Raw genomic sequence first — 18266 nt, 5'->3', positions numbered from 1 at the left:
CAAAAATTATTATGCTCTTACTTTTGCAATGGTATCCTTTACCTTGTCTGAAACATCTGCTAGTTTGTCTTTAGAAGAATCTAATAAATCGCAGAACCAATCTGTTACTTTGCCTTTCATTTCACCATCTTTATCTGATGATAGTATTACTGCTATTGCTGTGCCAAGAGCTACTCCTGCCAATATACCTGCAATTATTTTAGTTTCTTTCTTCATAATGATATTCTTTTATGAAAGTTAAACAAAAATAAAGCCGAATGGTTCTCTTGTTTTACATTTTTCTTAATCTGTAAACTGCTGTCCCTGCATTTGAATCAGTATCTTTAACAGATGTTAAAGTCTATATCTTATGTAAACATTGTATTGGCAATTGTATATTTTTTGTTCTACTTGCTAAGCAGTACATCTTATGCAATGATTGGCGTTTTCATGGTAATTGCTTTTAGTGCACTCACCATCAGCAGTGCCGAGAAGGACATAAAACCGACTGTGATACCTCTTATACTTGGGCTGCCAGTGTTGGTGTTTGCTGGTTTTTTGGCAATATGGACGTACAATGTAATCGTGTCTTCGTTTGAGCATAATTATTTTGGAAATAGCTGGCTATATATTATCGTTAGTACCTGTTTAATTGCCGGGATAATAATTCAAAGTATACTATTGCTTATCCACCGCCCTTAATTCTGTTCTGAATATCCTCACTGCCTGTCTTCCGATCTTTTTTACTGAGGTCCTGATTACCGAAACGGTAAGAAAGAGACAACATTACCCTACGGCTATCAGGTCTTTTATTGGTATACATATCTATGTTCTGATATTTTGTTTGTTCCTTGTATCTGTAAGATTGGAAAATGTCATTTACCATAAGCTTAATGTTTCCCTTGTCTTTCAATATGGTTTTTTGTACACCGGTTGATATTGCATAGCTTCCTTTGTAGGTTGATATACCATAAACTGAGCCAGAGTAGTAAAGGCCACTTAACTCCATCGTGTAGCCCTTGCCAGCCTTAATTGAGTTTTGAGAGTTGAAGCTAAAGCTTGTTGTATTGTTGTTAAACGTATTGTTTTGCACGTTTCCTTTATACTCGTTACGAAAGATATTTGCGAAATGTGTTCCATTCCACCAATCAAAAAATGTGGTAGAAGCAGTAAAGCTAATGCCATAGTTAATTAGCCTGCTTAAGTTTTGAGGAGATTCGAACGTGGTATTTAATGAATCTATCTGACCACTTAACCAGGTAATCACATCGGTGGTTTGGTTGTAGTTTATTGCAGTAGTATACTTCCCCTTAAAACTATGGCTCAATTGAAAGGTATTAATCAGTTCTGGTTTTAAGAAAGGATTGCCCTGATAAAAAAGGAGTGGATCTCTGAACACTCTGAACGGATTGAGGTCCCCGTAATCTGGTCTTTCTATTCTTCGGCTATAAGCAGCCTGAACTTGATGATTACTGCCGATAGGCTTGTTAATAAATACACTTGGAAACAGTTGAAAGTAGCTGCGGGTCAATAAAGAATCAGTAGTTATTTGATGGCCCTGTGTTCTCGTATATTCTCCTCTTAAACCTGCTTGTACGCTAAAGCCTTTAAATTCTTTATTAATGTTGAAGTACGCTGCATGTATCTGTTCTTTATACTTGAAATGATTGCTGCCATTATTGTCATATTCCCAGTTGCCATTGTTTAAGATATCGTATCGGAGGTTATTGTCAGATTGTATGATACTGCTTTTTAATCCACTTTCTAATTTTATTGTTTTGGTAAGTGGATCTGAGTAATCTACCTTGACAAGGTAAACATCTGTTACAGCAGGCACGTATCCCCGTCTGTTTGTGGTTGTTTCGGTCTGCCCATCGGCCGACTGAAGTATTGTTGTTTTTAGATTTAGTTTTGAAGTAAAGCTATTGCTTGCAAAATCGGCATCAGCAGAGAATGTCCTGCCTTCTTTTTTAAATTTATGAAGATAGTTGACATTGTAAGTCAAGTTTTTCCAGCTCTGCTGGTCATAATTCGTTGTAGCCATACGACTAATTATTGTTCCATCACCAGAAATTAACCTGTTTCCTGTCTTACTATCGTGTGTATATTTACCAACATTACCGTTTATAAGCAAACCGATTGTGTTGGAACTGTCCAGCTCATAATCAAGCCCAAGTCTGAAATTATTTGTGTGCAGTGGTTCATCGGTTTCTGTATCCTGATAAGAAGCTCGGCTTGGGATACCACCAATATTGCCGGTATCATAAAAACGTCTTACAAAATCCAGGTATTCTGTTTCACCACGATAAGCGTAATCATAGCTCCCGTAAATATTCACCTTGTCGTTTCTGTAATTTAAGCCTAATGCGCTACCGTAACGGGCATTTCTACTCGCTCCTCCATTTAAAGTTACGGATCCATTTAAGCCGGTTTTCATATTTTTTTTCATCTGGATATTGATGATACCTCCATTTCCTGCAGCATCATATTTAGCAGATGGATTGCTCATGATCTCTATTTTTGAAATTGAAGAGGAATTGGTTCCCTTTAATAGCGTGCTTAATTCTTTTGGAGAGAGATAAGTAGATTTTCCATTAATCATTACCAATACACCAGAACGCCCTTTTAAAGAAATCTGTCCGTCTTCACCAACCCTAACGCCAGGAGCTTTTTCGAGGAGCTCTAAGGCAGTATTGCCTTCAGACAGAATGCTGTTTTCTATATTGATCACGGTCTTATCTATAGTCTGTTCTATTAGCTTTTTCTGTGCCGAGATCACTACCGCATTTAGTGATTTGCTATCCTCCTTTAACTTTAAAAGCCCCAAATCCAGTATTCTGTTTTCGATAGAAATAATAAATGTTTGGGTAGTAAGCGGATGATAGCTTACGCCACTGACCTTTACAAGGTATTTCCCATCAGGGACAGCCGAAAATGTGAATTTACCAGTCGAGTCACTTAATGCTCCTTTTACCATTTTTCCATCTTCATAGAGCAAGCCTACGGAAACATATTCTATTGGAGCCCCTTCAGTATCAACTACTTTTCCTGATATATTTCCCTTGATTTGTGCATAGCAAGGTGTTTGGCAAGCGATTAAGAAAATAAGCAAAATAAAGGGTAATAGAATTCCTGTAGCAAGCTTTAGGCTTCCCATAATATATGTTTTCATAGGTTTTTATTTAAGAGAGTATCGGAACTAGTTTATTCTTTTTAGTAGCTTTTTTTCTTTTACCCCACCATACGTAGAAGCCGGTAACCGGTAAGCTGGCACATATAAGGCTGGCAAAGAAATAAATGATCTTAGTGGTAAGGCCCGCAAATGCCCCCACATGTAAACCATAATTAGAGCGGCGGATCCAGGATGCAAGGTCTTCATCCCTTAATCTTTTGTTTGATGCAGGCAATTCTGCAAGTGTATGCTGATCCAGATAAACATCTCGCCACGTTCCCCTGTACATATCTGTACAAACGTAGATCGGATCTGAGGCTTTCTCGGGGAAATGCATCAGAATATCTTGACGTTCATGTTCAGCAATTTCGTTTATCCCTTTACGCCAGGCCTTATCAACCTGTGTAAGCATATTTGATTGAGGATTGCTTGTTGTGTCAGACAATGCCTGTATGCGTGGCTTGTTTTCTCCGCCGGCCATCCAGTATACACCTTTGTTAAACCAGGTAAAACTCATCATTAATGCAGTAAATGCCATAATGATTGCTATAATGATGGAATAAAAACCGAGTACATTATGAAGGTCATAGTTTACCCGTTTAAATTTTGCCTGCCATTTTATTTTAAAACTCTGCTCTCGTGTTTTTTTAGTCCATTTCTTTGGCCACCATAATATGAGTCCACTTATCAGGAGAAGAAAGAAGATAAAAGTACCCCATCCAACTACCTGATGCCCTATTTTTTCCGGTAACCAAAAATAGTAATGTCCATCCTCAAAAAAATGAAAGAGATCTTCATGATCAACCATAGCAACCACATTTGCAGTATATGGGTTTACGTAAACAATGGAATCTGATTCATGAATGGTAAGTTGTGCAGTCCGGTTTTCTCCGTAATACCATATGGATTCAACTTCCTTACCCGGTAAAGTTTTTTGAACAGACTTATAAAGCACCGAAGGCGGTAGAAACTCATCGCCCTCGGTAGCTTTTTTGGCATGTAGCCAGGGAGAGCTAACGCTTTTTATTTCTTGTTTAAATACCAGAACACAGCCGGTAATGCTTAGGATAAATACTATAATTCCTGAAGCTAGTCCTAACCATAAATGAAACCAGGCATTGATTTTTTTGAAAGCCATTTATAAAGTCAAAAGTTATATCTACTATTTCAGTTTTTCTATACGAAGGATGTAGTCAATCCCACCTATAAATTCAACACCTCTTGTTAATTTTTCAGTAGTAGGATCATACTCCCATATGTAGTCCCTGTCAGCAGCATTAACCGCTATAAAGGCCTTTCCGTCTTCAACAATTACTCCGTTTACCATACGCTCGCCTTTATCCACGGGTAGATCTAACTTTTTAATTAAAGAACCATTTTTTACATCGATAACACGGAAGTAGTGATCGGTATCAATAGACTGCCCCGCAATACGCGATCTTACAATAGCTTTTCCATTACCAATGTACCACATTGCAGGAGCCATTTCATTATTGGCAGCAGCAGAGAAATTGAAGAAATAGCTGGGGTCAATTTCTGTTTGTCCGTTTTTAATGCGATACATTACTGCCGGCGATTTATAGTCATAAACATTTACTGGATCACTAATAAAATACAGGTCGTTGTTTTCATCAACAAAAGATGATGGAGCGTAAACATTTGGCCCACCAAGCCCTGTAGTACGGGTATCAACTAATGATTTTTCAACTGCCATAGTTGAATAGTCTATAACAGCTACAAATGATTTTTGATAAACAGGCATGTTCGGATACTGAGCCCAGTCATTAGAGCCGAAACCATATCCCAGAAATAGCTTGTTAGCTCTGTATTCTGCAAAACCTATATTATACGTCTGAAATCCTGAAGGAATAGTCTCAAGGCTAAGTGTACCGGTTTTAATGGTCATTTTATCAACCTTGACCACTGCATAACGGGCTTCTCCATTCCCCTCCCCGAAAATAACTAATGTGTTGTTATCCGCCCAGGTATATGAACTCCAGTTTAACCATGCAAAAGGAATTTCTTTGTCGATAAGCAATGATCCATTTTCCACGTGATATTTCCCTAAACGCCCGCTATTGGCATTTGCATGGTAATAAAAGCCATCTTTCTGAACTACATCCTGTGCATATACTTTTCCTGTCATTTCTGCGCCATTACCCTTTAGGCTAATTGTTCCGCTGGTTAATGAAGGAATACTTGTGATATAATAAGCTGTATTTGGCCAGCTACCAACACATAGAATTGCTGAATATTTTGATCCTTCTTCTACATTGCCAATATCTCTTTTTTCGCATCCGCTAACTGATATGAGTATTAATGCAATCAGTAGCAGTTTGGAGGTGTAGTAAAATAATTTATTCATGTTTATGAATTATTAGTGGTAAGTCTATTTATTGAATGAAGTATCTGAATTTAACGGAGAATGATCTACCAGGTTTTTGCAGTTTAAAGTTGTCGTATGCAAGATGATCTGTTAGATTTCTGCACTCTGCAGAGATGTTATATTTGCCTTTTTGAAGCGAATAACTTAGAGATGCATTATGGATAAATTGTGTTGGGATGTCGGATTTTCCATTTGGATTTCCTTTACTTTCCCAAGTCAGATAAAACCAGTTTACATACTGTGTAAACCAGTTAAGCTGCAAACGGGTATCTTTTCCGAGCAAATTGTCTTTACCAATGGTAAAGTCGGCGTTTCCGAATAGCCATGGTTGATTAGGGATTTTATTTTTATACGTTCCTTCAACATAGTAAGATTCAGTCTGGCCAAATTTTGTGGTATTTATCGCATTTTGATAAGTAAGGTTTAATGTAAGAGAAAGAAGCTGAGCATAGTTATATCTTACTTCAGATTCAAAGCCTGTAATCCGAACGCTTGATTGGTTCTCATTTTTCAGCAATTTGGAGCGCACATCAGGCACAGGAAAAATAAAGTCCTTTGCATTGCGATAAAATCCAGAAGCTTCAATAAAAAAGGAGCTCTTATTAATTTGGAAACCATAATATGCACCAAAATTTATGTTATCACTGCGCTCAGGTTTTAAATCTGGATTACCTTGAAGGTTCAATCCATCTCCGAACATTTCTTCCGCCTCCTGTAGTCTGTAAGTATGTTCATAGGAGGTCTTAATACCCAGGCCTTGCGTTAATTTATATCTTGAAGCTATTCCATATCCAAAATTTCCAAAGGCAGTATCCAATAATGCATAGGCCCCGTTAATATATTTAGCTCTTTCTAATCCAAGATGATAGTATTTACCAAACAAGGTGTTTACCAAGCGATTTTCTAATAAATTCTGCTGATAAGCAAAACCTACAATCTGTTTATTCATCAAGCCGGGAAGACTGTCGCGATCTACCTGTAGCTGATTGAAGTTCTCGTTTTTTAAACGATCAAGAGTATAATTAAGGTTTAATGAGTGCTGACTATTGATCACATAACTCAAGTTACCCATTGCATAAGTGCGTGGTCTTATGATGTTGGCAATAGTTTTAATGCCACTACCCATTTCTGTGTACCCTTTATCGTACCAAGTTCCATCCCAGTTATAATTGCGGAAGAGGGTATCTGTGGTTTTATAAGAGTCTCTGGATCTTGCTGCAAATGCGCTCAAACTCAAGCCTTCGGTAAATAAGTTGTCTTTTTTGTACCTTAAAGTTCCGCTTTTTGCATAGTTGGTTCTTCTAACCTTTCCGTATACAGTATTCTGGTCGAAGCCAGTTTGTAAGTCCTGATGACCTTCATTATATCCGGCTCCAATGAAAAGCACATCTGCCCATGTTTTTTTGGTTACGCCTACCTCCACCTGGCCAAGGGCCGATAAATAATTATCATGAAAACGTCTAACATCCGCCTTAACATATTCAGCATCGGTAACATCTGAAATGTAATTGCCATCTCTTACGCCACCAACAACAACATCAACATCTTTCATTTTGTAGTTGTTTACAGATGAGTTGAAAAAGCCACTGCCTTTTATAATAATACCTGTTTTTTCATGAACATATTGTCCTGTTAATGCTGACCGGTTAGTGCTAAACGAGCCATAACTATGACTCAGATCCAGGTAGTTGCTTACCCTCTGGTTTGTTATCACATTTACTGCTCCGCCCATTGCATCTGCTCCTAATTGAACAGGCACAACTCCTTTGTAAACCTCTAAACGCTCAGCTAGGTTAACAGGAATATTATTTAATGACATTGCGCTTCCCATTACATCCATTGGGATGCCATCAATAAAAAATTTCACTTGTTTTCCAGATAACCCATTAATGGAGAACTTGAAATCAGATCCAAGACCGCCTTGTTCACGAATCCTGACACCGGTACTTCTATTCAGGATCTGATTCAGGTCGGCAGTAGTATTTGCGTACTTTTTTGTTTCAATTGCATTTACTGAAAATCCCGATTCCTTTGCTTCACGAGCTTTAGTCTTGCCATCAATTGCAACATCGTTTAGTAACCGATGGTCTCTTTTTAACAAGAAATCGATGTCAAGCTTTTCGTTCTCCTTTAACGTTATCCGCCTTGATTCTGTGAGATAACCTAGATATGTTACCTGAATGGTATAAGTTCCTTTTAAGAGTCCAGCTAATGCAAAATATCCTTTTGAATCTGTGGTAATTCCTGTTTTGGTGTTCTTTAATAAAACCGAAGCACCAGAAATAGTTGCGGTGCTGTCTTTTACAAATCCTGAGATTGAAGAATTTTGTGCGAACGCATAAGATGAGAAAGAAATAAAGAGTATTGAAAGTAGAATTTTACGATATAACATTACTTTAATATTGTGTATTTATACTGTAAGTAGCATAACCACAACTTTCCCGAAGGTGAGAAAGCAAAAAATATTAAAATAATTGATGCTAAGGATTTAGCTTGTCAATACGCATTATAAAATCGGTATTGCCAGCCAGTTCAAGGCCTTTTTTTAAACTGTTTGTTTCGACATTGTACATCCATACAAAGTTGCCTTTAGTACTTGAGTTTACAGCAATATACGCTATGTTGTCTTTTACAATAACGCACTCTCTTCTTGTTCCCTTATCAAGAGGAAGATCTAGTTTCTTTAGCACCTTTGCGGCAGCAAGATCGATCAGGTAAAATTCAAAATGAGCAGTGCTGTAATGATCACCAAGCCCTTTAAAAAGATCCTTTCTTTCACTTCTTATAATGGCCTTGTTGTTGCCAAGGTACCACATGCCATAGGCATGGTTTTTTACCACCGATGAAGATATATTAATAAAGTAGTCCTTATCCAGACTTTCCGCTCCCGCTTTAATTCTGAATATTCCAGTCGGCAGATCAGGGCGATTGCCAAGCGCAATTCCGGGGCACGACATGAAGTAATAATTGTTCTGTTCATCATTAAAGGAATATGATTGCACGGTGTTTATCCCCCCCGGATAGGTTGAGCGGGTATCTTTGTTGATCTTTAAAAGTTTCATTTGAGGATAACCCAACTCAGCAATATAAGTAGTATCACTCGTTGTGTAATTAGAAGAACTTAATTGCTGATGATAAGTATAACCAATAAAGAGATGACTTTTACGCAATTCTACAAAGCCAATTGACATAGAAGTAAACTTGCCCGAGGGCTGCGGAATAGCAAGATTACCTGAAGAGAGCATACTCATCTTTCCGGTTTCAATCAGAACATACTTTGTTTGCGTAAAATCTTTAATGTCCAAGCCTGTTAACAACAAAGAATCTTTGCCTGCCCAGAAGTAATTCTCTATCGAAAAATCTTTTAGTGGTATAGATGCAATAGTATACAAGGAATCATTCTGTATATTGTATTTAGATAGTTGGGCTTTCTTTCTGTTTAAATGATAATAGCTGCCGTCTTTAACAATGATATCTCTGTCCATTGTTTTTACATCCAAAATAGCACCCTGTTTTTCAGGTAATATTTTACCACTATCTAAGGCGTTCGTTTCAATAATATATTCTTTACCATTTTTTCCAAGAATATAGATGCTGTAATTCTTACCACCCAGTACACTTGTGTGCTCATGTTTTTGAGAGCAGGAATAAATGCTTAGTGATAATATTGCTACGGCTAATAAAAGAATGACCTTTTTAACAGATTTATATATTGTTTTTTCTTGCAAGGACGGTCAGGGGTTTATTAGATGCTGAACTGATTTATAATTTGTTTTTGTAGCACAGGTGGCAGGTCCATCAGGTTTCTTTCGCTAACTACAATGATCTTATCCTCACCTGTTTTACCATTTAGGATAATGTAGGTTTGTCCCATTTTTAAAGATATCTTTTTGTCAGTTCCTTTAAATTTAAGCTCTACATCCTTTTTAGGAGAAATCAGCATACTTCCCGAAAGATCAACTGAACCTGTTGCGTAATTAATCTTGGCAAATGTATTGGGCCCAACAGAAATATTATATCCTTTAGAATCAAGATGTCTTACGCTTATTGCAGAAGTATTATCAATTGATACGAGTTGAGGCGAATCATTTTTTGTTTTTAATGTAAGTGGATAAAAACTCAGACCTATTAATCCTAAAACAAATGACGCAGCAACTGCACCTTTCCAAAATGAAAACAAATGGCTTTTGATAATGCGTTCTTTGGGAAGCACAGGAGCTATTTCATTCCAAATAGAGGCCTTGTGTTCGGTCTTGTTCTCACCTATAGGAAGATCAAGCTCTTCTGCAAAATCATCTGTAAACAGCCAATCCTCTACCGCCTTGCGTTCCTCTTTGGTGCACTCATCTCTATGGTATCTCTCTATCAGTTCTTGATTGATATTCATAATGGCTTTACAGTTACCTAAACTATAGGTCCCTTTGGTAAAAGTAATATAAACTTATATAAAATTAGCTCTTTAAATGTAAGTAGCATAACACCGTAATTTCCGTAAGCATTATTGAAAATTAATTATTATAGGGAGCAAGTTTAATTTTGAGCACGCTCATTGCTTTGGTAATATGATATTCTACCGCACGTTCTGTAATTAAAAGAGCAGAGGCAATTTCTTTATTGCTAAGCCCTTGCTCGCGGCTCATCTTGTAAACTCTTTTGCATTGGCACGGCAGCGTATCTACAAGGATATTTACCTTTTCTTTAAGATTGTTAAATAAAACATGCTCTTCGGTGCAGTTGCTGGATGAACATTCATATTGCATTTTGATGGTTACATGCTTTTGTCTGCTAACTTTATTTCTGATGTATTCGAAAGTTTTAAACTTGGCAGATCTGATTAGATAGTTGCTTACTTTTTCAAGTTCAAGCTCGTGGCGTCGTTCCCAAAGTGACTTAAAGATATCCTGAACCATCTCTTTTGCAGGTTCTATTTCACGGATATTGTTGTAGCAAACAGCATAAACTTTTTCCCAATACAGATTATATACGGTTTCGAACGCTTGTTCGTCGATCCGGAGAGGATTGGTGTCATAATCTGTAGCTTTTCTGTCTGACAATGCCCTGGCGTTTTGTGATTCTGGGCAAATATAGCTTATTTAGACTTGTTATAAACAATGTAATGAAGAATTATTTAAAGTAATAGAATAATTCATTAAAACAGAAGTATAATGCATTGTTCGGAGCAAAGGAACACACTAATTTAGATTTATGATTAAAAGGATAAATATACAGGATGCCAGGTTTCCGCTAGCTAAAGGTGCGGGCAGTGATGCCATTCATCGTGATCCCATATATTCTTATGCAGTAACCAATCTTGTTGATGATAATGGTTTGGTAGGGACGGGTTTTGCATTTACTCTTGGAGAAGGAAATGACCTTGTATGCAAGGCTGCGCAGTTCTATGCAGATCAGCTAAAGGGAAGAGATATTGAAGAACTGATGTTTGATTTTGGAAGTGTGTTTAATCAGCTGTCCAATGAGCAGCAATTTCGTTGGCTTGGACCACATAAAGGTATAGTACATTTGGCTCTTGCTTCTGTTACCAATGCCTGTTATGACCTTTGGGCAAAAAAGAGAGGGGTTCCACTTTGGAAATTGTTAAATGATTTATCACCACAGGAAATAGTAAATACGCTTGATCTGTCTTATTTAGAAGATGAGTTTACAGCCAGCCAGGCTTTGCAATTATTAAAAGAAAATGAGGCTGGTAAAGAGGCTCGCAAGCAAATCATTACCAAGGGCTATCCAGGGTATGATACTTCAATAGGCTGGTTTAACTATTCAGATGAAAAGGTCCGTGAAAATTGTAAGAAAGCCATTGCTGAAGGATTTACAGCTATGAAACTGAAAGTTGGCAGTACTGATCCGCAAAGGGACATCCGCAGGTCTCATATAGTGCGTGAAGTAGCTGGAAATGATGTAAAGGTAATGCTGGATGCAAACCAGCAGTGGACATTACCACAAGCACTAAAAATATGCAAAGAGCTGCAGGGCATGAATCCATACTGGATAGAAGAGCCAACTCATCCGGATGATATACTTGCGCATAAAACACTGGCCGATGCTATTGCCCCAACCAAACTTGCATTAGGAGAGCATGTGCCAAACCGGATTATCTTTAAGAACTATTTGCAAACCGGATCTGCAGGTTTTATGCAGGTTGATGCAGTAAGGGTAGGTGGCGTAAGTGAATTTATTACTATTAGCCTGCTTTGTCGCAAATATGGAATTCCAGTGGTACCCCATGTAGGCGATATGGGGCAGCTTCATCAGCATTTGGTGCTATTTAATCATATTACAATGGGTCATGAAGCTTTATTTCTGGAACACATTCCCCATTTGCAAAAGCACTTTGTACATCCGGTTATTATAGAAGGCGGGGTTTATAAAACGCCAATGGAGCCTGGCAGCAGTTGCGATTTGAAACCCTTAAATTAAACACCAGAAAAATATAACCAATGTTAAAATCACTAGACTTAAGCATTAGTATCCTGTATATACTCGGTATTTTAGCTATAGGCTTATGGGCGGGGATCAGTCACCGGCGTAAAAGCAAAGCAAATGCTGCCGGCGAGTATTTTCTGGCAGGTAAAACGCTGAAATGGCCGGCAATAGGATTGGCGCTGTTTGCCACAAATATTTCTACAGTCCATTTGGTTAGCCTTGCGCAAAGCGGGTTTGATAGTGGTTTGCTTAATGGTAATTTTGAATGGATGGCAGCGTTTACACTTATCTTGTTGTCGCTCTTTTTTGTGCCATTTTACATTAAGTCGGGTGTTGCTACGCTGCCCGATTTTCTGGAAAAGCGCTACGACCGTTCCAGTCGCGACTGGCTCGCTGTCATTTCAGTAGTATCAGCAATAATTATCCATATCGCATTCTCTATGCTGGCAGGTGGTATTGTATTAAAGACCCTGTTTGGATTGAACATGTATGTGAGTGTAATTGTAATTTGTATAGTCACAGCTATTTATACCATCATAGGCGGGCTAAAAGCTGTTGTTGTAACAGAATCTATTCAAACAGTTGTTTTGCTGACAGGAGCCTTTATTATCAGCTATGCTGCCTTTTATAAAATGGGTGGATGGGAACCAATGACGGATGTATTAAAAAATAAAGGTGAGATGGATAAACTTTCGATGCTTCGCCCGCATGGTGATAGCAGCGGTATGCCCTGGTATACTGTGTTTTTAGGCTATCCTATTTTGGGCATCTGGTATTGGTGTGCAGATCAGACCATTGTACAGCGGGTGCTTGGTGCTAAAGATGAGAATCACGCAAGAGTAGGGCCGTTATTTTGTGGTTTTATAAAAATCTTACCTGTTTTTATTTTTGTGTTGCCAGGCTTGTTCGCCTATACTTTGGTGCAGACCGGACATTTAGACGTAAGTAGTTTAGGTGTTGACGATAAGGGAAATGTAAACTCAAAGGGCATTTATACCCTGATGATCACTCAGCTGCTGCCTTCAGGATTGATTGGTGTTTTAGTAGCAGCCCTTTTATCGGGCTTAATGAGTCAGGTTTCAGGAGCCTTAAATTCCATTTCAACAATGGTGAGTTACGATATGTATCAGCGTTATCGCCCCGAGGCATCAGATAAACAATTGATCAGGATAGGGAAAATGGCAGCTGGTATTGCCCTTGTATTTTCATTAGGATTGTTGCCTTTATTAAATCGGTATGAAAGCATATTTAGTGGCATCAATGATATTATAGCGCACATTGCCCCGCCAATAACATGTGTGTTTTTGCTGGGTGTTTTTTGGAAAGGAGCATCTGCCCAATCTGCCAAACTAACCTTATGGATCGGGTCTGTTCTGGGGGTAGTGGTATTTGCCATCAATAAGATATTTCCTGAAACCCTAATTGGCCATATACCGTTTATGATGATGGCATTTTACCTTTTTTGTACCTGCGTGGTTATTCAGGTAAGCTTCTCTTATATCTATCCGGTGCAACATACCGAAGAGAGCGCACAGCTTTATTGGAAATCGCCCTGGGAGCCTTTGCAGGGCAATGCCTGGAAGGGATTAGGAAATTACAAAGTATTGTCGGGTTTGCTCTTGTTGGTGACAGGTGTATTGTATTATATATTCAGATAAAATGAAAAAATATATTCTCATTGTATTTATTACCGGCCTTTTTCTGACCGGTTGTAAAGAAGAAACCAAACAGGTTGATGTTAAACGATTTGGTTCTGTAACCGGTTTAAAGCCCGAAAAACTGGCTTACTATAAGCAATTACATGCTAATGCCTGGCCATCCGTTTTAAAAAAAATAAAAGAATGTAACATCAGGAATTATTCAATCTATCTGCAAAAGATAGGTGATGCCTATTATTTATTCAGCTATTTTGAATATGCAGGTGCCGATTTTGATGCCGATATGAAGAAGATGGCTGATGATCCGGAGACTCAGCGGTGGTGGAAAGAAACTGACCCTTGCCAGCAACCGTTGCCCGAAACAGCGGCTAAAAAGAAAATATGGACAGATATGGAGCAGGTTTTCCATACAGATTAAGATTTATAGAAAAATAGTGAATATGCAATTATTATCCGGTAAAGTTATTTTCCTCACAGGAGGTTCAGCAGGGATTGGTTTTGAGTGTGCAAAGGCTTATGCTGAAGCTGGTGCAAATGTGGTTGTTGCGGCCTCTTCGCCTCAACCTGTTGAAGAGGCTGTAAGGCAATTGGGGTCATCGCATCTTGGTATCGTATGCGATGTATCTAAAGCTGAAAATGTTGAAACAGCAATTGCACAGGCAATAGCCCATTATGGGAAATTAGATGCGATCCATAACAATGCAGGTGTGGCCTCGCCGTCTAAACCTTTACATGAGACCAGCGATGAGGAATGGGAAAATTTGATGAATGTGAATTTGAAAAGTATACTCTATACAACCCGATATGGATTTGAAGCATTAAAAGAATCTAAAGGATGTATTTTGAATACAAGTAGTCTTGTTGGAGAAATAGGTCAGGAAAACCATGCGGCTTACACTGCTACTAAAGGCGCAATGAATACGCTAACAAAATCGATGGCGCTGGATTATGCGCAATACAAAATACGTGTAAATGCGGTTCTGCCAGCCGGGGTTTGGACTCCTATGCTGCGACAGTGGAGTAAAGAACAACAGAATCCGGCTTCAATAGCGCAATACCTGGACGATATACATCCATTGGGCTATTGTCCGGAGGGAGATGTGATTGCTGATGCCTGTGTTTTTCTACTTTCGGAAAAGGCCAGGTTTATTACCGGAACAATTTTGCCCGTTAGTGGCGGTGCAGAGCTTGGGTACAGGTCGGTAAGATAAGGCCTGGTTGTCCTTTAATCACACGATTGTAAAGGGGTGTTTAAGCGGCTTTTGATTGTATAAACCCTGTGTAAACATTGCATAAAAATTGCCTGGAATTTTCTGACAGCGAGTGTTTGTTGTTATTMTAAKAWYRRWAKWTCTTCAACTGTTTGACAATTAAAGATATTACACTATCTTTGCAGTCCCTAAAATTTAGGGGGAATAAATAATTGTTAAACAAATTAAATACAAGCAAGTGAATACGTTAAGTTACAAAACTGTCTCTGCCAATGCAAAAACTGTTAACAAACAGTGGGTTGTTGTTGACGCACAAGGCGAGATTTTGGGGCGCTTGTCATCGAAGATCGCAATGATCATCCGTGGTAAAAACAAGCCTGAGTATACCCCACACGTAGACTGCGGTGATAACGTTATCGTTATTAATGCAGACAAGGTTAAGTTGACCGGAAATAAATTTTCAGAGAAAATTTATACTTCTTACACCGGATACCCAGGTGGTCAGCGTTTCATTTCTCCAAAAGAGTTAATGGCTAAACACCCAAAACGTGTTATCGAGAAAGCTGTTCGTGGTATGTTACCTAAAACTAAACTTGGTGCTAAATTATACACCAACTTATATGTTTACGCAGGTTCAGAGCATCCGCACGAAGCACAATCACCAAAAACCATTAAACTTTAATTAAAGAAGAAATGTCAGTTACAAACACTTCAGGAAGAAGAAAAACAGCTGTTGCACGTATCTATTTAAAAGAAGGCAACGGCACTATTACCGTAAATGGTAAAGACCACAAAGTATATTTCCCAACGTTACCATTACAGTACATTGTTAACCAATCGTTCGAAGTTTCTGAACTAGTTGGTCAGTATGATGTAAATGTAAACGTAGCTGGTGGAGGTGTTAAAGGTCAAGCAGAAGCAGTTCGTTTAGCTATCGCTAAAGCTATTGTTGAATTAGATGCTGAGAAAAAACCAGCATTACGTGCTAAAGGGTTAATGACCCGTGATATGCGTATGGTTGAACGTAAGAAACCAGGACGTAAAAAAGCACGTAAGAAATTCCAATTCAGTAAACGTTAATCTTAAGGAGACAAAACAATGGCAAGAACTACATATCAAGACTTATTGGATGCAGGTGTACACTTTGGTCACCTTACCCGTAAATGGAACCCAAAAATGGCGCCTTACATTTTCATGGAGCGCAATGGTATCCACATTATAGATTTAAATAAAACTTTAACTAAAACTGAAGAAGCTGCTTCAGCAATCAAACAGATCGTTAAATCTGGTCGTAAGATTCTTTTCGTAGCTACTAAGAAACAAGCTAAAGAAATTGTTGCTGAGCAAGCAAAAAAAGTAAACATGCCTTTCGTAACTGAACGTTGGTTAGGTGGTATGTTAACTAACTTTGCTACTGTACGTAAGTCAATCAAAAAGATGGTTACCATCGATAAAATGACTAAAGACGGTACTTATTCAATCCTTTCTAAAAAGGAGCGTTTAATGATTCAGCGTGAGCGTATCAAATTAGAAAGCTTATTAGGTGGTATCGCGGATTTAAACCGTTTACCTGCTGCTATCTTTTTAATTGACGTTAAAAAAGAGCACATCGCTGTTAGCGAAGCGTTGAAATTGAACATTCCAACTTTTGCAATGGTTGATACTAACTCTGATCCTTCAAACATCGATTTCCCAATCCCAGCGAATGATGATGCAACTAAATCTATCTCTTTAATTACTGATGTTATCATCAAAGCAATTGAAGAAGGTTTAGATGAGCGCAAACGTGAAAAAGACGAAGAAACTGAAAAAGAAGCTGTAGCTGCTAAAGCTGCTGCTGATGCTCCTGAAGCTGCTGCTCCTGGTGCAAGAAGAAAAAAAGTAAGTAGCGAAGCTGAAACCGAAGAAGGTACAAGCGAAGAAGCTTAATTAATAATATAATTTGGGTTGTATGCTGTGCGTTGGAGGTTTACTTACAACAATCACGTACAACCCATAATTTTTGATAATAACTTAAAAAGGAAATAAAATGTCTACAGTACAAATTTCTGCAGCAGATGTAAACAAATTGCGCCAACAAACCGGTGCTGGTATGATGGACTGCAAAAAAGCATTAATCGAAGCTAACGGTGATTTCGAAGCTGCGGTTGATTACTTACGTAAAAAAGGTGCTAAAGTAGCAGCTTCGCGTCAGGATCGTGATTCTAACGAAGGGGTTGTTATTGCTAAAGCTACAGCTGATGGCAAACGTGGTGTTGTTGTTGAATTAAACTGCGAAACTGACTTTGTTGCTAAAAACGCTGATTTCGTTGCTTTAGCTAACAAATTTACTGATTTAGCTATCGATAAAAACCCAGCTTCATTAGAAGAGCTTTTATCTTTAGAAGTTGATGGTCAGAAAGTTTCTGATATCATTATCGAAAACACTGGTAAAATCGGTGAAAAAATCGGTATCTCTAAATTCGAAACAGTATCAGGAGAGAAAGTTGTTCCTTACATCCACGGTAACTACCGTTTAGGTGTTTTGGTTGCTTTAAACCAAGCTGTTGCTGGTGTTGACGAAGCTGGAAAAGATGTTGCGATGCAAATTGCTGCGATGAACCCAGTTGCTTTAGACAAAGCTGATGTTGATGCTACTACTATTGAACGTGAAACTGAAATCGCTAAAGAACAAATTCGTGCTGAAGGTAAACCTGAAGAAATGGTAGAAAAAATTGCTGCTGGTAAATTGAATAAATTCTACAAAGACAGTACTTTATTAAACCAGGAATTTGTTAAAGATTCATCTAAAGATGTTCGTAAATTCTTAAATGATACAGCTAACGGTTTAACTGTTACTGCGTTTAAACGCGTACAGTTAGGAGCGTAATCGCTTTTACTTTATATTAAAAGAGGGGATATCACTGGTGGTGTGACCCCAAAAAGTTGGACGGATTACAAAATTAAGTTTTTTGTGCGAGAGCTCGGTATTCCACCGGGCTCTTTCCATTTAACCTGTTTTTTATTCTTTTATTGTTGTAGTAATAAATGTATTCTTTTAATGAAGCGATAAATTCTTCCGCAGTTTCAAAGCTCTGTCTGTACAGCAATTCTGTCTTCATGATGCCAAAAAAGCTTTCGGCCAAGGCATTATCTAAGCAGTTTCCTTTTCTGGACATGCTTTGAATAATTCCATTTTTTTCCAAAGCCTTTCTATATCCGTAATGTTGATATTGCCAGCCTTGGTCAGAATGAAAAATAAGTCCCTTTGTATCTTTCACTTTATCAAAAGCTTCATATAACATTTTCTCTATCATCTGCATATTTGGACTTTTTGAAATAGTATAAGAAATGACTTCCCCATTGAACAGGTCAATTATAGGAGACAAGTAAATCTTCTCCCCTTTAATGTTCATTTGGGTGACGTCCGTAGCCCATTT

Annotated in this window: 18 protein-coding genes; 9 read left to right on the top strand and 9 right to left on the bottom strand. The window is 38.2% G+C overall.

The window, feature by feature from the left end; all coding sequences use genetic code 11:
• Positions 1-9: 9 nt before the first annotated feature.
• Complete coding sequence (locus N824_RS25515) at positions 10-216, bottom strand: YtxH domain-containing protein (protein WP_048907947.1); 207 nt, start codon at positions 214-216, stop codon at positions 10-12.
• Positions 217-330: 114 nt separating this feature from the next.
• Here N824_RS25515 and N824_RS25510 point away from each other — a divergent pair, with 114 nt between their 5' ends.
• Entirely contained in the window at positions 331-681 is a 351-nt protein-coding gene (locus N824_RS25510; RefSeq protein ID WP_048907946.1) for a hypothetical protein, read from the top strand.
• Here the strand turns inward: N824_RS25510 and N824_RS25505 are convergent.
• From N824_RS25505 to N824_RS25475, 7 genes are all read right to left on the bottom strand, one after another.
• Positions 665-3151 carry an outer membrane beta-barrel protein gene (locus tag N824_RS25505; protein WP_084498455.1) on the bottom strand — a complete coding sequence of 829 codons (2487 nt, stop codon included), beginning with the start codon at positions 3149-3151 and terminating at the stop codon, positions 665-667. The genes N824_RS25510 and N824_RS25505 overlap by 17 nt on opposite strands.
• 10 nt (positions 3152-3161) lie before the next feature.
• Complete coding sequence (locus tag N824_RS25500) at positions 3162-4289, bottom strand: PepSY domain-containing protein (protein ID WP_048907944.1); 1128 nt, start codon at positions 4287-4289, stop codon at positions 3162-3164.
• Positions 4290-4313: 24 nt separating this feature from the next.
• Positions 4314-5516: a DUF4374 domain-containing protein gene (locus tag N824_RS25495; protein ID WP_048907943.1), complete on the bottom strand. Its 1203-nt coding sequence runs from the start codon at positions 5514-5516 to the stop codon at positions 4314-4316.
• 28 nt (positions 5517-5544) lie between these two features.
• Positions 5545-7929 carry a TonB-dependent receptor gene (locus N824_RS25490; protein WP_048907942.1) on the bottom strand — a complete coding sequence of 795 codons (2385 nt, stop codon included), beginning with the start codon at positions 7927-7929 and terminating at the stop codon, positions 5545-5547.
• A gap of 88 nt (positions 7930-8017) precedes the next feature.
• Positions 8018-9265 (bottom strand): DUF4374 domain-containing protein, encoded by a 1248-nt coding sequence (locus tag N824_RS25485; protein ID WP_048907941.1) that lies wholly within the window; start codon positions 9263-9265, stop codon positions 8018-8020.
• Between the two features lie 17 nt (positions 9266-9282).
• Positions 9283-9924 carry a hypothetical protein gene (locus N824_RS25480; protein WP_048907940.1) on the bottom strand — a complete coding sequence of 214 codons (642 nt, stop codon included), beginning with the start codon at positions 9922-9924 and terminating at the stop codon, positions 9283-9285.
• Between the two features lie 121 nt (positions 9925-10045).
• Positions 10046-10591: a sigma-70 family RNA polymerase sigma factor gene (locus N824_RS25475; protein ID WP_084498453.1), complete on the bottom strand. Its 546-nt coding sequence runs from the start codon at positions 10589-10591 to the stop codon at positions 10046-10048.
• 151 nt (positions 10592-10742) lie between these two features.
• Here N824_RS25475 and N824_RS25470 point away from each other — a divergent pair, with 151 nt between their 5' ends.
• The 8 genes from N824_RS25470 to tsf all read left to right on the top strand — a co-directional run bounded on the left by N824_RS25470 (position 10743) and on the right by tsf (position 17716).
• Positions 10743-11972 carry an enolase C-terminal domain-like protein gene (locus tag N824_RS25470; RefSeq protein ID WP_048907939.1) on the top strand — a complete coding sequence of 410 codons (1230 nt, stop codon included), beginning with the start codon at positions 10743-10745 and terminating at the stop codon, positions 11970-11972.
• A gap of 20 nt (positions 11973-11992) precedes the next feature.
• Entirely contained in the window at positions 11993-13636 is a 1644-nt protein-coding gene (locus N824_RS25465; protein ID WP_048907938.1) for a sodium:solute symporter, read from the top strand.
• Between the two features lies 1 nt (position 13637).
• Positions 13638-14054: an L-rhamnose mutarotase gene (locus tag N824_RS25460; protein WP_084498452.1), complete on the top strand. Its 417-nt coding sequence runs from the start codon at positions 13638-13640 to the stop codon at positions 14052-14054.
• A gap of 22 nt (positions 14055-14076) precedes the next feature.
• On the top strand, positions 14077-14847 hold the full coding sequence (locus N824_RS25455; RefSeq protein WP_048907937.1) for an SDR family NAD(P)-dependent oxidoreductase: 771 nt from the start codon (positions 14077-14079) through the stop codon (positions 14845-14847).
• Positions 14848-15085: 238 nt separating this feature from the next.
• A complete protein-coding gene (gene rplM, locus N824_RS25450) occupies positions 15086-15529 on the top strand; it encodes a 50S ribosomal protein L13 (protein ID WP_048907936.1) in 444 nt (147 codons plus the stop codon).
• An 11-nt stretch (positions 15530-15540) separates the two neighbouring features.
• Positions 15541-15927: a 30S ribosomal protein S9 gene (gene rpsI, locus N824_RS25445; RefSeq protein ID WP_048907935.1), complete on the top strand. Its 387-nt coding sequence runs from the start codon at positions 15541-15543 to the stop codon at positions 15925-15927.
• An 18-nt stretch (positions 15928-15945) separates the two neighbouring features.
• Positions 15946-16776 carry a 30S ribosomal protein S2 gene (gene rpsB, locus N824_RS25440; protein WP_048907934.1) on the top strand — a complete coding sequence of 277 codons (831 nt, stop codon included), beginning with the start codon at positions 15946-15948 and terminating at the stop codon, positions 16774-16776.
• Between the two features lie 100 nt (positions 16777-16876).
• Positions 16877-17716: a translation elongation factor Ts gene (gene tsf, locus N824_RS25435; protein WP_048907933.1), complete on the top strand. Its 840-nt coding sequence runs from the start codon at positions 16877-16879 to the stop codon at positions 17714-17716.
• 73 nt (positions 17717-17789) lie between these two features.
• On the opposite strand, the gene N824_RS25430 is transcribed toward tsf, so the two are convergent.
• A partial coding sequence (locus N824_RS25430; protein ID WP_048907932.1) for an IS3 family transposase occupies positions 17790-18266 on the bottom strand: 477 nt, incomplete at its 5' end.

This window comes from Pedobacter sp. V48 (genome assembly GCF_000523515.1).
GTDB lineage: Bacteria > Bacteroidota > Bacteroidia > Sphingobacteriales > Sphingobacteriaceae > Pedobacter.
This window is presented reverse-complemented; position numbering and strand designations above follow the sequence as displayed.

Coding starts and splice junctions, on each gene's coding strand:
- N824_RS25515 (WP_048907947.1), bottom strand. CDS start 216: ATGAAGAAAGAAACTAAAATAATTGCAGGTATATTGGCAGGAGTAGCT.
- N824_RS25510 (WP_048907946.1), top strand. CDS start 331: ATGTTAAAGTCTATATCTTATGTAAACATTGTATTGGCAATTGTATAT.
- N824_RS25505 (WP_084498455.1), bottom strand. CDS start 3,151: ATGAAAACATATATTATGGGAAGCCTAAAGCTTGCTACAGGAATTCTA.
- N824_RS25500 (WP_048907944.1), bottom strand. CDS start 4,289: ATGGCTTTCAAAAAAATCAATGCCTGGTTTCATTTATGGTTAGGACTA.
- N824_RS25495 (WP_048907943.1), bottom strand. CDS start 5,516: ATGAATAAATTATTTTACTACACCTCCAAACTGCTACTGATTGCATTA.
- N824_RS25490 (WP_048907942.1), bottom strand. CDS start 7,929: ATGTTATATCGTAAAATTCTACTTTCAATACTCTTTATTTCTTTCTCA.
- N824_RS25480 (WP_048907940.1), bottom strand. CDS start 9,924: ATGAATATCAATCAAGAACTGATAGAGAGATACCATAGAGATGAGTGC.
- N824_RS25470 (WP_048907939.1), top strand. CDS start 10,743: ATGATTAAAAGGATAAATATACAGGATGCCAGGTTTCCGCTAGCTAAA.
- N824_RS25465 (WP_048907938.1), top strand. CDS start 11,993: ATGTTAAAATCACTAGACTTAAGCATTAGTATCCTGTATATACTCGGT.
- N824_RS25460 (WP_084498452.1), top strand. CDS start 13,638: ATGAAAAAATATATTCTCATTGTATTTATTACCGGCCTTTTTCTGACC.
- N824_RS25455 (WP_048907937.1), top strand. CDS start 14,077: ATGCAATTATTATCCGGTAAAGTTATTTTCCTCACAGGAGGTTCAGCA.
- rpsI (WP_048907935.1), top strand. CDS start 15,541: ATGTCAGTTACAAACACTTCAGGAAGAAGAAAAACAGCTGTTGCACGT.
- rpsB (WP_048907934.1), top strand. CDS start 15,946: ATGGCAAGAACTACATATCAAGACTTATTGGATGCAGGTGTACACTTT.
- tsf (WP_048907933.1), top strand. CDS start 16,877: ATGTCTACAGTACAAATTTCTGCAGCAGATGTAAACAAATTGCGCCAA.